General features: G+C 50.6%; 13 protein-coding genes. 3 read left to right on the top strand and 10 right to left on the bottom strand.

The features are described from left to right. Positions 1 to 14 precede the first annotated feature (14 nt). Positions 15 to 740 (top strand): sulfite exporter TauE/SafE family protein, encoded by a 726-nt coding sequence (locus METH11B_RS0122150; RefSeq protein ID WP_020485298.1) that lies wholly within the window; start codon positions 15 to 17, stop codon positions 738 to 740. Positions 741 to 751: 11 nt separating this feature from the next. Then, the gene (locus METH11B_RS0122145) at positions 752 to 1,705 is read left to right on the top strand and encodes a sigma-54 interaction domain-containing protein (protein WP_020485297.1); all 954 of its coding nucleotides are present in this window, start codon (positions 752 to 754) and stop codon (positions 1,703 to 1,705) included. A 54-nt stretch (positions 1,706 to 1,759) separates the two neighbouring features. Here the strand turns inward: METH11B_RS0122145 and METH11B_RS0122140 are convergent, their stop codons facing one another. From METH11B_RS0122140 to smc, 10 genes are all read right to left on the bottom strand, one after another. Continuing rightward, a complete protein-coding gene (locus tag METH11B_RS0122140) occupies positions 1,760 to 2,503 on the bottom strand; it encodes a PP2C family protein-serine/threonine phosphatase (RefSeq protein ID WP_026603913.1) in 744 nt (247 codons plus the stop codon). 4 nt (positions 2,504 to 2,507) lie between these two features. Further along, a complete protein-coding gene (gene pdxJ / locus METH11B_RS0122135) occupies positions 2,508 to 3,251 on the bottom strand; it encodes a pyridoxine 5'-phosphate synthase (protein WP_026603912.1) in 744 nt (247 codons plus the stop codon). A 73-nt stretch (positions 3,252 to 3,324) separates the two neighbouring features. Then, the gene (gene recO / locus METH11B_RS0122130; protein WP_026603911.1) at positions 3,325 to 4,026 is read right to left on the bottom strand and encodes a DNA repair protein RecO; all 702 of its coding nucleotides are present in this window, start codon (positions 4,024 to 4,026) and stop codon (positions 3,325 to 3,327) included. Beyond that, positions 4,026 to 4,916 carry a GTPase Era gene (gene era, locus METH11B_RS0122125; protein ID WP_026603910.1) on the bottom strand — a complete coding sequence of 297 codons (891 nt, stop codon included), beginning with the start codon at positions 4,914 to 4,916 and terminating at the stop codon, positions 4,026 to 4,028. Before era ends, recO begins: the two co-directional genes overlap by 1 nt. Beyond that, positions 4,913 to 5,596, bottom strand: a complete 684-nt coding sequence (gene rnc, locus METH11B_RS0122120; RefSeq protein ID WP_026603909.1) for a ribonuclease III — start codon at positions 5,594 to 5,596, stop codon at positions 4,913 to 4,915. Before rnc ends, era begins: the two co-directional genes overlap by 4 nt. Continuing rightward, the gene (locus tag METH11B_RS0122115; protein WP_026603908.1) at positions 5,593 to 5,970 is read right to left on the bottom strand and encodes a DUF4845 domain-containing protein; all 378 of its coding nucleotides are present in this window, start codon (positions 5,968 to 5,970) and stop codon (positions 5,593 to 5,595) included. The genes rnc and METH11B_RS0122115 overlap by 4 nt, the downstream gene beginning before the upstream one ends. Positions 5,971 to 6,067: 97 nt before the next feature. Further along, positions 6,068 to 6,844 (bottom strand): signal peptidase I, encoded by a 777-nt coding sequence (gene lepB / locus METH11B_RS0122110; protein WP_026603907.1) that lies wholly within the window; start codon positions 6,842 to 6,844, stop codon positions 6,068 to 6,070. Positions 6,845 to 6,856: 12 nt separating this feature from the next. Then, entirely contained in the window at positions 6,857 to 8,656 is a 1,800-nt protein-coding gene (lepA, locus tag METH11B_RS0122105) for a translation elongation factor 4 (RefSeq protein ID WP_026603906.1), read from the bottom strand. A gap of 71 nt (positions 8,657 to 8,727) precedes the next feature. Beyond that, on the bottom strand, positions 8,728 to 9,465 hold the full coding sequence (locus METH11B_RS0122100; protein ID WP_026603905.1) for a cell division protein ZipA C-terminal FtsZ-binding domain-containing protein: 738 nt from the start codon (positions 9,463 to 9,465) through the stop codon (positions 8,728 to 8,730). Next, the gene (gene smc / locus METH11B_RS0122095; RefSeq protein WP_026603904.1) at positions 9,465 to 12,965 is read right to left on the bottom strand and encodes a chromosome segregation protein SMC; all 3,501 of its coding nucleotides are present in this window, start codon (positions 12,963 to 12,965) and stop codon (positions 9,465 to 9,467) included. Before smc ends, METH11B_RS0122100 begins: the two co-directional genes overlap by 1 nt. A 371-nt stretch (positions 12,966 to 13,336) precedes the next feature. Here smc and nhaD point away from each other — a divergent pair, with 371 nt between their 5' ends. Continuing rightward, positions 13,337 to 14,782 carry a sodium:proton antiporter NhaD gene (nhaD, locus tag METH11B_RS0122090; protein ID WP_026603903.1) on the top strand — a complete coding sequence of 482 codons (1,446 nt, stop codon included), beginning with the start codon at positions 13,337 to 13,339 and terminating at the stop codon, positions 14,780 to 14,782. The last annotated feature ends 20 nt before the right edge of the window (positions 14,783 to 14,802 follow it).

Raw genomic sequence — 14,802 nt, 5'->3', positions numbered from 1 at the left:
CCGGCTTTTTGTTTATGCATCTTTACCTCGACTTTAATGCTTCCTATCTTGCCGCGTTTGTAATGGGTTTATTCAGCAGCCTGCATTGCATAGGCATGTGCGGCTCCATTATCGGCACCCTAACTTACAGCCTGAAACCCGAACTTCGCAACGATAAACGCCGTCTGTTCGGCATCGTACTGAATTACAACATCGGCCGGGTTCTCAGCTACGCGATGGCCGGCGCCTTGGTTGGCGTCCTGGAGGCCTTCTTGACTTTACCTTTTGCTCAAGGTCAGGCGCACAGGTTTTTGCAACTGCTCTCGGCCGTGGTGATGGCAGGCGCCGGACTTTACCTCGGCGGCTGGTTTCCTTACTTTGCCTACATAGAAAAAATGGGCGCACGCTTCTGGAAGCTGATCGAACCATTCGGCCGCCGCTTGATTCCGGTACAAAATCGCACCCAAGCTTTGTTGTTTGGTATGGTGTGGGGCTGGCTACCGTGCGGCCTCATTTATACGGCATTGGCACTAGCAGTTACCACGGGGAGCATTACCCACAGCGCGCTCACGATGTTGGCATTTGGATTGGGCACTTTACCTGCCGTGATGGGTGTCGGTATAATGACCTCATTACTGGCGAGGCTTTCGAAAATCCGGCACTTTAAACACGCGGTTGCAGCCTTGTTTATTATCTTTGCGCTATTGGCGGCCTTCCCATGGCTCTATCCGATGCGCGTTGAACACATCATGACGTTTTGAGAGGTTTTACAGTGGATAACTTCGATCCTATTATTGGACAATCTCCCGCAATCGAAGCATTGATTCGCAGCGCTCGTATCGTTGCGGCGACCGACGTTACCGTGTTGATCAAAGGCGAAACCGGCACGGGAAAAGAAGTACTGGCAACGGCCATTCAAAAGGATAGCCCGCGCGCAAATAAACCCTTCATCGCCTTAAATTGCGCAGCACTCCCTGAAGGTCTGGTTGAATCAGAAATATTCGGCCATAAGAAAGGTGCTTTTACCGGCGCAGTATCCGACAAGCAAGGACTGTTTCAGGCAGCCGATGGCGGCACTTTGTTTCTGGACGAAATCAATTCTTTACCCTTGGGAATCCAGGCAAAACTTTTGCGCTTTCTGGAGTCGGGAGAATGCTTGCCCGTTGGCGGCACCAAGCCGTATATGGTGAATGTGCGCGTGATTGCGGCTTCCAATGCCGACCTCACCAAATTGATAGAAAACGGTCAGTTTCGTCAGGACTTGTATTTCCGCTTAAATGTAGTGCCTCTGGAATTGCCTGCATTGCATCAGCGCACCGAAGATATCGAAATACTGGCTAAACACTTTTTCACGCACTTTTCAGCCACACATTCCCTGGAACCGCCTACGTTCAGCAGACAAGCCATCAAAACGCTGCGCAGCTACAAATGGCCGGGCAATGTTCGTGAATTGCGCAACCTTTGCGAAAGACTAAGCATTCTGTTGGCGGGCAAAGTAATCGAGCCGGAAAATCTGCCCCACGAGTTCAACCGTAGCGCAATAACAGTCAGCTCAGACTTTACTTTGCCGGAGTTGGGGTTACAACTTGATGCACTGGAAGCAGATATGATTCTGCAAGCTTTGAACAGAACCAAGGGCAATCGCAGCAAATCGGCGCGCTTATTGGGTATTTCCAGAGACACCTTGCTTTACCGAATTCAAAAACACGGCTTGGCAACACACTAAGCTATTGGTTTACCGGGGCTGCGTTGGTTCAGCCCCTGCCCTCCTACTAAACAGCTAACGCCGTCTTATCCACTGCACGGTAACATTATCGCTTTTACCTTGGGCGCGTAACACCGCCATTTTTGCCATCTTCTGCAACTCCGGCTTTCCACTACCCTCTTGCGATAGCGCCAACAACTCCTGCTCCTTTACAAACTCCCAGAAACCGTCGCTACAGAGCAGAAAGGTTTCGCCGCATTTCATAGGTGGGAAACTGACAATATCAACCGCAGGCGCACTCAACACATTTATACTACGGGTCAGCTTATGCTGATCGGGATGAACCCCCATTTCCCATTCGCTTATTTTGCCCTCGTTAAACAGTTGTTGGGGCACAGAATGATCCTTTGTCCGCCATAGGACTTGTTCGGAATTGATACGATAAACTCGCGAGTCTCCGCAATGCGCCACTATCGCTCGCTCCTGGTCCATATACAGAATTGCGCAGGTGGTGTGGGCATCGCTTGCAAACGGATCGTCGGCAAATAGTTCACTCATATTCCTGACAGCTTCCGCGACCCAAGCAGCCATCACCGTCTCTGCCTTCACTGAGGCTATATGGGCATGATATTTTTCCGCTAGGGCAATCAAGCTACGGCAAAAAAATTGTGAAGCTTTTTCGCCGGAGTAATGTCCACCTAATCCGTCAGCGACGACAAATAGTGCGTAATCAGCGCACACCCGGTGCGCCATGCAATCCTGATTGACCTCGCGATTGCCTATCGAGGTTAATTGATAAAATTCGAGTTCTTTCTGCATGCAATCAACCGTGTAAACGCGACTCCCGCATGACGCGCTTCATATCCCTAACCGCGTAATCCAAGCCGGAAAACAAAGCTTGCGCAATCAAGGAATGACCAATATTTAGCTCGACAATCTGCTCGATCCGGCAAATAGCTTCCACATTGGCGATATTCAAGCCGTGACCGGCATTGACTTGCAATCCTGCTTGGTGCGCATAAGCCGCAGCCGTGCGGATTCGTTGCAACTCTTGCTCTCGCTCTAGTTTGCTTGCAGCGTCGGCATAACGGCCGGTATGTAATTCCACCACCGGCGCGCCAGCCTCAACAGCCGCGTCGATTTGCCGACAATCCGGATCGATAAACAAGGAGACTTCTATATTCGCATCCGCCAATTGTTGGCAGGCAGAACGCATCCTATCCCCGGCACCCGCCACATCCAGACCACCCTCGGTCGTTAACTCCTCTCGGCGCTCCGGTACCAAACAACAAGCTTGCGGTTCGACCTTAACCGCCAACGCCAACATAGCATCGGTCACGGCCATTTCCAGATTCAGCCGGGTATGCAACATATCCTTTAACAAATAAATATCTCTATCCTGAATATGCCGTCTGTCTTCGCGCAAATGCGCGGTAATGCCGTCGGCACCGGCTTGCTCGGCGATCAGCGCAGCCTGCACCGGCTCGGGATAACGGGTACCTCTAGCCTGGCGCAAGGTCGCAACATGGTCGATGTTGACGCCTAATAAGATGATTTGCTTTTCCATTGAATATAAGTCCGCAAGCGGATGAGTAAGATGGATGAAAGACGGTAAACCCGTCCTGAGTTTCGTCTTTTGCCTACAAATACTTAATGATTTTTGCCAGTACATCCCGGCTTTTCAGCTGTCTGCCTTGCAAATGCCCATCCAGCATTTTTCTAAAGAGTAGTTTGGCTTCAAGCAAAGCGCGACCTTCCAGCGGCGCCCTTGCGGCCAATATTGACAAGGTTTCACCACCGATCAAGCCTTCGTTATCCGCGACCATGCCGAAATCCGTTAAAAAATTATAGCGTTGCCCTGTCATTATTGGATTACCGTTAGCTTCGGAGTCCATCGCAACGGCATAGCCAGCCTCTTGCAATAAATCCAGTTCAAAATAACGCAGAGTCTGCTCGATACGCTCACCAAGCAATAAATCACTCAGGCAACGCTCGTAGCAACTGAATATCTCGGGTTGAGGATCGTATTTGTGCACAAATATCTGCACCAGCTCGTTCACATAAAATCCGCAATATAACGCCAAGCGCTCTAAAGGGTAGCTATCGACATATTCAACTTGAGAAAGAATTTTTAATTCGTTTTTATCGACAAAAGACAGCCGCAAGGCACTGAAAGGCAACAACAAGCCGGCTATTTTCGACTTTTCCTTACGCACACCCTTGGCGAGCATGGACATCACGCCAAAATCCCGGGTAAAAACATCTAACAATACGCTGGTTTCCCGGTATGGCCGATGCTGGAGCACAAACGCCGGCTGTAAATAAACGGCCGAACCATTCATTAATTACCAAAATCGCTGAAACCCAGACTCAGTAAGGCTCGCTCGTTATCCGACCAACCCTTTTTCACTTTGACCCACAGTTCCAGATAGACTTTTTGGCCGATCAATTTTTCGATATCAACCCGCGCCTCGCTACCGACTTTTTTCAGCATTTCGCCTTGCTTACCAATGACGATGCTTTTTTGGCTATCCCGCTCTACCAAAATTGCTGCGTATATTTTGCAAAGCTCCGGAAACTCCTCGTAACGTTCAATTTCCACGGTCAGCGCGTAAGGTAATTCGTCACCCAAACGCCGGGTCAGTTTTTCGCGAATAATTTCGGCGGCAAAAAAGCGCTCCGGCCTGTCGGTGATTTGATCTTCCGGATAAATCGGCTCGGCCTCGGGCAACAAGGCCATGATGTGCTGTTCCAGCAGCTCGAGATTGGTATTTTTCAGTGCCGAAACCGGCACAATGTGCTGAAACGGGTATTTTTGCTGAGCCTCGGCGAAGAATTTCAGCACCGCATCCTTATCCTTGATTTTATCCACTTTGTTGATAGCCAAAATAACCGGCAATCCAGCCCGCTCGAGTTTCTGGAAAATTTTCTCGTCGTACTCGTGCCAATACAAGCCGTCCAACAGCCAAATTACCACATCAACCCCCAACAAGGTACTATCCGCAGTCTTATTCAGATAACGGTTCAATACCTTTTTTTCGTCGCTGTGCATGCCCGGTGTGTCCATAAAGATGGCCTGCCCGGCGGCTGTCGTCTTAATACCCAGAATTCGATGCCGGGTGGTTTGCGGTTTTCTTGAGGTGATACTGAGTTTCTGACCCAGCAAGTGATTCATCAAGGTCGATTTGCCGACATTGGGCCTACCGATTAAAGCAACATATCCGCAGTTCATTTATCCCTGGATTGTAAAAAATTTAACATATTTTCGGCAGCAGCCTGCTCGGCCTTCTTTCTGGAAATACCGACGCCATTGCGCGTTTCCGGTGTCAATGCGATAGTGCATTTCACTTCAAAGGTTTGCGCGTGATCCGCACCGGACATACTGACCAATTCGTAAATCGGCAAGGGTTTGCGGCTGGCTTGCATCAATTCCTGTAAACGGGTTTTCGGGTCTTTGGTCCAATCGTCCACTTTCAGCGCAGCCAGCTTGTCATCGAATAATCGCAATATCCAATTTTGACAGGCCTCAACCCCTTGATCTTTCAGTAAGGCCCCCATGATGGCTTCCAATGCATCCGACAGAATCGAGTCTCTACGAAAGCCGCCGCTTTTCAATTCGCCGGAACCGAGGATCAGATAATCACCGATATTGTGCTGTCGAGCCACTTCCGCCAGCGAATTTTGGTTGACCAAACTGGCTCGTAGCCGGCTTAAGGCACCCTCGCCCGCATCGGGGAACAGTTCGTATAATTTTTGGGCGATTACGAAGCCCAAAACAGAATCACCCAAATATTCGAGACGCTCGTTGTTTCTGGCACCCATGCTGCGATGAGTCAACGCCATCGTAAATAAGCTGGGATCGTTAAACGTCAAACCCAACTTACCGGCAAGAATTTCCGGTTTTTTAATCACCTGTTGCCAGCTTCGAATTCCTCATGGAATTCAACCAACACACTCAAATTACCCATGATGGGCTCTACGCGTTCGTAGTCGATGTCAACCCGCACATAGCCGGGTTGCGCGACAATTTTGATATTGTCATTGGTCACGTGCTCTACATAATTCATATCAAAGCGTTTTTCCAAGCTACTTTTTATATCACCCTTGGTTTTAGTCACTATATCGGTGGTATTTTCCACGGCTTTCAAGGCGTTTACCACCCGGCTGTGATTGATGTAAATCGGCGCAATTTTTAGAATCAATAGGGTAAAGAAACCGATTAGCGCCAAGATAAAGGCAATAGACAGAAAGGTTAAACCGCGTTGTTTTTTTAATGATGACGGCATAACACTACCCCCCGAGAAAAATTAGAAATAAACCAGCGGCTATCGAGAATCCACCGCAATAAGCATTGTCTTTTCGGATTGCCGCTCAGTAAACCGCTCAACGCAGCACTGTGCCTAGCCGGTCGAAAGCAATACCGTTATTTTGCCAGTCCCAATTCATCCAGATAAAAAAGGCTCTACCCACCAGATTGGCTTCAGGTACCGTGCCCCAATAACGACTGTCGTTGCTGTTATCGCGGTTGTCGCCCATGACGAAATACTGGCCCTGCGGGACCACGAACACATCCTCAACAGACGAGGCTCCGCGACTCACCAGGATGGAGTGTTCAATCCCCAGCAAATCCTCTTCCAGACGCTCGGCACCGGTCATATTGCTGCCCTGCCCAACGCCCTGATAGCGCCCCAGCGACACTTGCTTGGCAGGAACGCCGTTAACGTGAAGCTTTTTGTCAAAGTAAGCGATGCGGTCCCCCGGCAAACCAATCACCCGTTTGATGTAATCGACTTCCGGTTGTTTCGGAAACCTGAACACCACGATATCGCCCCGCTTCGGTTCGCCAACTTCGATAACCTTGGTGTTCAGAACCGGTAAGCGCACCCCGTAACTGAACTTATTCACTAAAATAAAATCACCTACCAGCAATGTCGGCATCATCGATCCCGACGGAATCCGGAACGGTTCGAACAGAAACGAGCGCAGCAACAATACGATCAATACCACCGGGAAAAACGAACGGGCATATTCGACCAATAGCGGCTCGTTCTCAGTAGGATAAGGCAGATTGGCCCGCTTTAGATATAAGCTATACCCACCCCAGACAACGCCGGTGACAAAACTGGCTACCACCAGAAAAAATGAAAAATCGTAATCCATAATTGATCGTTATTACTCTTTGTTGACCTGCAACACCGCCAGGAAGGCTTCCTGTGGAATCTCGATACTACCCACCTGCTTCATCCGTTTTTTACCGGCTTTCTGTTTTTCCAGCAGTTTTTTCTTACGGGTAATGTCGCCACCATAACATTTGGCTGTGACATTTTTGCGCATGGCTTTTACCGTAGAGCGTGCAATGACTTTTGCGCCGATAGCCGCCTGAATCGCCACTTCGTACATCTGCCGCGGAATCAGATCTTTCATCTTTTCGACCAAATCGCGGCCGCGATTCTGGCTCAAGTCGCGATGAACGATAATAGACAAGGCGTCGACTTTGTCACCGTTGATCAAGACGTCCAGCTTAACGAGCGGGGCAGGCTCGAAGCGCAAAAATTCGTAATCGAAAGACGCATAACCACGACTGACCGACTTCAAACGATCAAAGAAGTCCAGCACCACTTCGCTCATCGGTAACTCGTAGCTCAGCGACACCTGGCTACCGGCATACTGCATGTTTTTCTGAATGCCGCGTTTTTCGATACACAGATTGATCACGTTGCCCAAGTAGGCTTGCGGCACCAGAATATTCGCCAGAATGATAGGCTCGCGAATCTCGACGATGGTGCCAACGTCAGGCAGTTTAGCCGGGTTGTCGACCATCACTATTTCGCCGCCATGAGTTTCTACTTCGTAAACCACGGTAGGCGCGGTGGTAATTAGGTCGATGTTGTATTCGCGCTCCAGTCGCTCCTGGACGATTTCCATATGCAGCATGCCCAGGAAGCCGCAACGAAATCCAAAGCCCAAGGCTTGCGAAGTTTCCGGCTCGTAATTCAATGCCGAATCGTTCAAGCGCAATTTGTCCAATGCTTCGCGCATCGCACCAAAGTCGTCGGAACTGACCGGATACAAACCGGCGAACACTCGGGGCTGAACTTTCTCGAAGCCGGGCAAGGCTTCAGTTGCAGGATTATCTGTCGCGGTGATGGTATCCCCTACCGGTGCACCGAAAATATCCTTGATGCCAGCGACGATGAAGCCCACTTCACCGGTGTGTAACTGTTGCTTCTCCAACTGCTTTGGCGTGTAGACCCCCAGTTTCTCAACCAAAAACGACTTACCGGTGGTCATCACGGTGATCTTTTGTTTTTTACGCAGATTGCCGTTGACGATACGCACCAGCGAAACCACGCCCAGATAATTATCGAACCAGGAGTCGATGATCAAAGCCTGTAACGGCGCATTTTCGTCACCGGCAGGTGGTGGAATTTTTTGGATCAATTGGTCCAGCACCGCTTCGACGCCGATGCCGGTCTTGGCACTGATTTTCAAGGCTTCGTCGGCCGGAATGCCGATGACATTCTCGATCTCTTCCATCACCCGCTCCGGCTCGGCGGAGGGCAAATCGATCTTGTTCAGCACCGGCACCACTTCCAAACCTTGTTCGATGGCGGTATAGCAGTTGGCCACACTTTGCGCTTCCACACCTTGCGCGGCATCGACCACCAGTAAGGCGCCTTCACAGGCGGCCAAGGAACGCGAGACTTCGTAGGAAAAATCCACGTGTCCTGGTGTGTCAATAAAATTCAGTTGATAGGTGACGCCATCGCTGGCTTTGTAATCCAGGGTGACGCTTTGCGCCTTGATAGTGATGCCGCGTTCCCTCTCCAGATCCATGGAATCGAGTACTTGCGCCTCCATCTCCCGGTCGCTTAATCCGCCACAAATTTGAATGAATCGGTCTGCCAATGTCGATTTCCCGTGATCGATATGGGCAATGATGGAGAAATTTCTGATATTTTTTTGATCCACTTAGCTTCTAGTTAATTCGTTAGGTTTACAGAATAAATGCGGCGGCTGCCCTGCCCCCGCGAGGTACTGCTTTAGGCGGCCTTGGCCAATATTTGTCTAAACTGCGCGACGGTTTCCGCAGTCAGCGGCTGCCGCTGATTGTCCCAGACCACGCCGTCCAGTTCGTCGGCCAGAGTATCGATGGTTTCCATGAAGTCATCGAATACCGCCAACGGCGCATCAACCTCACGTGGCTGCATGAAAAACACGATGCCGGGGCAATAAAAGTCTTGCAGCCCGGTATCGGGAAAAGTACCGGGATCGACCATGCTGGCGACAGCAAAATCGACCATGCGATTGGCATCCACGCGTTCGAACACCCGCACACTACCATAGCGTAAGCCCACACGTTCGAAAGCCTCGAACAGATCTTCGCCGTTAAAGCCCTGATCGGCGCGCGCCACGATGCTGAACTCGATCAAGGCCGGCAATTCCAAACGCCGAGAATTAGCCAAGGTAGCGGCTTGTTTCTTATCGACATCTTTACGCGAAACATCGGCCGAGGGTTTTGGGCTGGGCTTGATGGCTTGATCGTCTAACAGAGCATCTCCATCAACCAACTCGCTGCCCAACGCAAATACATCCATCTCATCGTCGTCTTCCTCAACCGAAAACTCGTCAACCACTCGGTCGTCGTAAGAGTCCTCGTCATAATAATCGTCGGGCGTGCGTCTTTCTCGCAACGATTTGACGAAATGCCACAACACCATGCCGATCATCACCAGCACGCCGATCAAAATAATCACGACTCTTAATAATTCTTTATCCATTAGCTTTCTGCCATGCTCACTGCTTCATCAATATCAACCGCCACCATTCTGGATACTCCAGGCTCCTTCATGGTAACACCTGCCAGATGTTTTGCAATTTCCATTGTGACTTTGTTGTGCGAAATATACAAAAACTGTACGGTTGCCGACATGTCTTCCACCATTTGTGAAAAACGCACCACGTTAGCATCGTCGAGCGGTGCGTCCACTTCATCAAGCAAACAGAACGGCGCCGGATTCAGTTCAAAAATGGAGAACACCAAGGCTACCGCCGTCAAGGCCTTTTCACCGCCTGACAATAGATGAATCGAGCTGTTGCGCTTGCCGGGCGGCCGGGCAATGATATTGACGCCGGCTTCCAGCAAATCGTCCTCGGTCAATTCCAGATAAGCCTGACCGCCGCCGAATAAACGCGGAAACTTCTCTTTCAAACCGTTATTGATCTTGTCGAATGTCTCTTTGAAGCGCTGGCGACTTTCTTTGTCGATCTTGCTGATCGCCTGATCCAGGGTATTCAACGCATCGACCAAATCATCATGCTGTTCATTTAAAAACTTCATCCGTTCGGACTGGGTTTTGAATTCCTCGATCGCCGTCAGATTGATGGACCCCAGCTTTTCTATCTGATCGGTCAAATCATCGACCGCATTTTTCCACTTAGCTTCCGTTGCGCCTTCGGACAGATTGGTTAGTATCGCCTCCGGATCGGCATCGACTTCTGTTAGTTGCTCCGCAATCGTTTGCTGCCGCACCCGGCTGTCCTGTTGCTCGAAACGCACCTGATCCAAGGCTTCTTTTTGTTTTTCCAAGGACCGTTGGGTTTGCGAGTATTGCTCAGCCAATTGACTGACTGTCTGTTCGCTGGCGTGTTGCGCCTGGCGTTCGGACTGAAGGTTATCCTCGAATTCGGCTTTTCTCTCCAACAACTCTTCCAGCTGCAATTTCTCGTCGTCGAGCGGTGCCAAAGCATAGTGCAATTTGTTTTCCAACTCGGCGATGCGGTCGGCCGATTGTTGATGTTGCAATTGCAGACGCTCGATCTGTTTGGCGGTCAGCACTTCCGAGGATTTCAGCGATTCGATTTGCGCATGCAGCCTATGCAAATGTCGGCGCGCCTCATCGACCGAGGCATCGGTGTTTTGCTGTTGCGCTTGAATTTGTTGATTCAGTTGCTCCAATTCGGTTTTCTTGTCGCCCAGGTCGCCCAAAGCTTGCTCGGCATCCTGCTTGATCATCTCCGCTTCGGAGATGCTTTCGGCGTTTTCCGCCAGATGTTGGCTGATTTCCTCTATCTCGTGATCGAGTTGCTCCAGGCGGCGCTTTTGCTGCTCAAAGCGGGCTGACTGCGCGCTGTACTCGGCGCTTTTCGCGGAAAACTCGGCGCTCAGCAGCTTTTCCTTTTGTTGGTACTGCTCACGATTGCTTTCGGCGGCCTTTAACTCCTGTTCAGCGTTCGCCAATTGTTCTTCATCCTCGGCAATCGTCATTTGCAGTTCGCTTTGCCGCTGCTTAAGTTCCCGCAATTCTTTTTCGCGATGCAATACACCGGCCTTGCTGTCGCTGCCCCGGCTGATTTTGATCCAATCCCTACCCAGCCAGGTGCCGTCGGCCAACACCACCGACTCGTGCGCCTGTAAATTCATTTGCCGGGCCTGTTGCATGGTCTCGGCGCAGTAGATGCCGCTTAATAGACTGGATAAATCCCAGCGACTGCGCAACTTACTCGCCAAAGCCACCGAATCAGCACTAGCACCGCTTGAACTGGCATGCGTTTCAAACACCACCAAGGACTGTTTGGTCAAATCCTGCAACTCGCCCAATATCGAATCGGCGCTATCTACACAGATCGCTTCCAGGTAACTGCCCAATACCGTTTCCACGGCGGTTTCCCAGCCTTCTTCCACATCCAGAAATTCAGCTAAGCGCGGCTGTTGCTCCAAGCCTACCTGCTCCAGCCAGACGCCCAACTCTTTTTTATCCTTACCCATCGCGTGCTGCTGCAACAATTCCAAGGAACTGATCTTGCCGTTAACCTTCTGCAATTCCGCTCGGCTGGCGTGCAGGCTGTCGTGAAGTTGTTTGATGGCCGGCCGTAGTTCGGCGATGCGTTGCAGCACGACTTCCAGTTGCTGCTGCAACGCATCACGTTCGGCTTCAATCAATTCGATACTGCTATCCAGCGTTTCCAATGCCAGTTGCAACCGGGTGTCGGCCAGGCCGCCACGTTCGCCGTTTAATTTGTCCAAGCGCGTCTGCAACTGCCGGTTTTGATTTTCCAGCTGTACCAGCTTGGTCCGCTGCACTTCCGCTTGTTCGCGGTAACCGGCGTTTTCCGCCAAAAACGCTTCCCACTGCTGCTGCCATTGCTGCTTTTGCAAATGCGCGTCTTGTTGAATGCCCAGCAAGTCTTCCTCGCGTTCGCGGGCCACAATCATGGTTTCTTCGGCTTCCAGCAAGGTCTGGCGAATTTCCTCCAGCTGCTGCCTATCCTGCTCGCATTCGGATTGCGCTTGCTCCGCCTGCAATTTCAAACGATTGATCTCAACCAGGGTTTCTTCGTGGCTTTTTTGATTGTGCTTGATGGTCTGTTCCAGCCGACTGACTTCGGCGACCACCGCATAGTATTCGGCCTGAGTGCTGTCCAGATGTTGTTGCTGAGCTTTCTGTTCGCCGCGTTTCAGCTCCATGGCTTTTTCGGTATCGCGCAGCAACACGAACAGCCGATTGTGCTCGGCGGCGATACTTTGCAGTTTTTCTTCCAGCTTCTGCGCGGAACGCTGAAAATTTTGCCAGCGCATCGCCAGCAGCTCTTGTTTGTATTGGCGTTCCTGCTTTTTCAGCTCGGTGTATTTCTCGGCCTTTTCCGCCTGCTTGGCCAAATTCTTGATTTGCTTTTCGACCTCGTCACGCAAATCGTTCAGCCGCTCCAGATTCTCGCGGGTATGGCGCATGCGGGTTTCGGTTTCCGACCGTCTTTCCTTATATTTGGAAACGCCCGCCGCTTCCTCGATATGCACCCGCAGATCTTCGGGCTTGGCTTCCACCATCCGCGAAATCGTGCCCTGCTCGATAATCGCGTAGCTGCGCGAACCTAGACCGGTACCCAAAAACAGATCGGTGATGTCTTTACGTCGGCATTTGGAACCGTTCAACATGAACAGCGACTGGCCGTCGCGGCTGACCTGGCGCTTGATGGAAATCGTGGCGTATTGTGAATACTCCCCACCCGCCTTACCTTCGCTGTTGTCGAATACCAGTTCCACCGAGGCCATGCTGACCGGCTTGCGCCCCGACGAACCGTTGAAAATCACGTCGGCCATATTGCCGCCACGCAAATGCTTGGCCGAGCTTTCGCCCATCACCCAACGCACCGCGTCGATGATATTGGATTTGCCGCAACCGTTAGGACCAACAATCGCAGTCAGATTGCCGTTGATCGGTATCGTGGTGGGATCGACAAAGGATTTAAAACCCGAAAGTTTGATTTTTTCCAGCTTCATGCCTGGTTAGAGACGCTCAAGGACGTTTACAAAGCCGGCTATTATCTTCGAAATGCCATTTCGATTCGAATGGAATTTAAATCCGCTTAACACTACGCCTTAAACTGAACGAAGCATTTGGTCTCGAAAATCAATGTGTAAAAACATTGCTGTTGTCGCTTGACCAACCACAGCTGTGCGCCTGGCAGCAAACGCTAGCAGCCTTTAACAAAGTCGATCTCAAATTTTGCACATGTAGCGGCTTTGCTTGCAAACATTGCCTCTTTACGCTTTTTTTACACGGCTAAAAATACAATCCGTAGATCGTCCAAAGTCGCCGGAAACCAAGCAATTTTGAGGCATCTTCATTTATCTCGTTAACCGGAGAACGCATGCTGCGGGTTGTCTATCTATTTGGATTAGTGTCGCTGATATTTCCCGGCCCCGGATTTGCCGAGTCTGCGACGCCGCCGCAGTCGTTTCATCTTGATCTTACTCAGCATTGGGTTGGCTACTTTTCGCTGGTCGTGATGATCATCGCGTATATCTCAGCGATGCTCGAAGATGTGACCAATCTCCGCAAATCCAAACCAATGCTGCTGGCAGCGGCATTGATCTGGTTTGTCATCGTCCTGGCGTATCAACAACACGGCGACAGTTTACCGGCAACTACCGCTTTTAAGGCGAACTTGCAGACTTACATCGAATTGCTGCTATTCATCATGGTATCGATGACTTATCTGAACGCCATGGAGGATATGGGCATTTTCGATGCGCTGAAGATTTGGCTGGTCAGTAAAGACCTCAGCTATCGACGACTATTTTGGATAACGGGATTTTTAGTTTTTCTAATTTCCTGTATCGTCAACGGCTTAACCGCCGGCTTGTTGATGGGCGCTGTCGTGGTAGCCGTTGGCAAAAACAGTCCGCGTTTTGTCTCACTGGGCTGTTTGAACATCGTGATTGCCACCAATGCCGGCGGCACATTTAGCCCGTTGGGCGGCATATCGACGCTGTTTGTTTGGCAACATGGCATGCTGGGTTTTACCGAGTTTTTTAAATTGTTCGTACCTTGTCTCGTCAACTTTTTGGTACCAGCCGCAGCTATGCATTTTGCACTACCCAAAGACAAACCCATTATCGAACCCCAGCAAATTTTGTTACCACGCGGGGCCAAACGCATCATATTCCTGTTCGGCGTCACCATCAGCTTGGCGGTTGGTTTTGATATGGCGTTGGGATTACCGGCGGCAGCCGGCATGATGGCAGGTCTATCCTTGTTACAATTCTTTTATTTCTATTTGCAAAAATCCGATAAGCCAAGTAATCCGCAACAGTCGGAGTTTTCGCTATTTTTCGGCGGTGGCGATTTGCATTCGCTGTCTATTGAAGCCAAGCGCCTGGATGTTTTCGATAAAGTGGGCCGACTGGAATGGGATACTTTACTGTTCTTCTACGGCGCGATGATGGGCATCGGTGGCCTAGGCTTCATAGGCTATCTTGATGCGATTTCACAGGTGCTATACGGGCAATTCAGCCCGACTCTGGCGAATGTGATGATCGGTTTATCGTCAGCATTCGTCGATAACGGCACTTTGATGTTCGCCGTGTTAACCATGCATCCCGATATTCCGCAAGGACAATGGCTGTTGCTGACCTTGACGTTGGGCGTTGGCGGCAGCCTGCTGGCAATTGGCTCCGCGCCAGGCATCGGTTTAATGGGCCAAGCCAAAGGACAATATACGTTCGGCAGCCATATGAAATGGTGTCCGGTAATCCTGTTGGCATACTTTGCCAGTATCGGCACTCATATGCTGGTCAATGCAGGGTCTTTCTGACCAGCAGAAGCCTTAAACGG

The organism is Methylomonas sp. 11b, assembly GCF_000515215.1.
Classification (GTDB): Bacteria; Pseudomonadota; Gammaproteobacteria; order Methylococcales; family Methylomonadaceae; genus Methylomonas.
This window is presented reverse-complemented; position numbering and strand designations above follow the sequence as displayed.

Excerpts from the sequence above, each read along its gene's own strand:
- METH11B_RS0122150 (WP_020485298.1), top strand. The coding sequence starts at position 15 with ATGCATCTTTACCTCGACTTTAATGCTTCCTATCTTGCCGCGTTTGTA.
- nhaD (WP_026603903.1), top strand. The coding sequence starts at position 13,337 with ATGCTGCGGGTTGTCTATCTATTTGGATTAGTGTCGCTGATATTTCCC.
- METH11B_RS0122140 (WP_026603913.1), bottom strand. The coding sequence starts at position 2,503 with ATGCAGAAAGAACTCGAATTTTATCAATTAACCTCGATAGGCAATCGC.
- lepB (WP_026603907.1), bottom strand. The coding sequence starts at position 6,844 with ATGGATTACGATTTTTCATTTTTTCTGGTGGTAGCCAGTTTTGTCACC.
- smc (WP_026603904.1), bottom strand. The coding sequence starts at position 12,965 with ATGAAGCTGGAAAAAATCAAACTTTCGGGTTTTAAATCCTTTGTCGAT.
- pdxJ (WP_026603912.1), bottom strand. The coding sequence starts at position 3,251 with ATGGAAAAGCAAATCATCTTATTAGGCGTCAACATCGACCATGTTGCG.
- recO (WP_026603911.1), bottom strand. The coding sequence starts at position 4,026 with ATGAATGGTTCGGCCGTTTATTTACAGCCGGCGTTTGTGCTCCAGCAT.
- METH11B_RS0122115 (WP_026603908.1), bottom strand. The coding sequence starts at position 5,970 with ATGCCGTCATCATTAAAAAAACAACGCGGTTTAACCTTTCTGTCTATT.
- METH11B_RS0122100 (WP_026603905.1), bottom strand. The coding sequence starts at position 9,465 with ATGGATAAAGAATTATTAAGAGTCGTGATTATTTTGATCGGCGTGCTG.
- era (WP_026603910.1), bottom strand. The coding sequence starts at position 4,916 with ATGAACTGCGGATATGTTGCTTTAATCGGTAGGCCCAATGTCGGCAAA.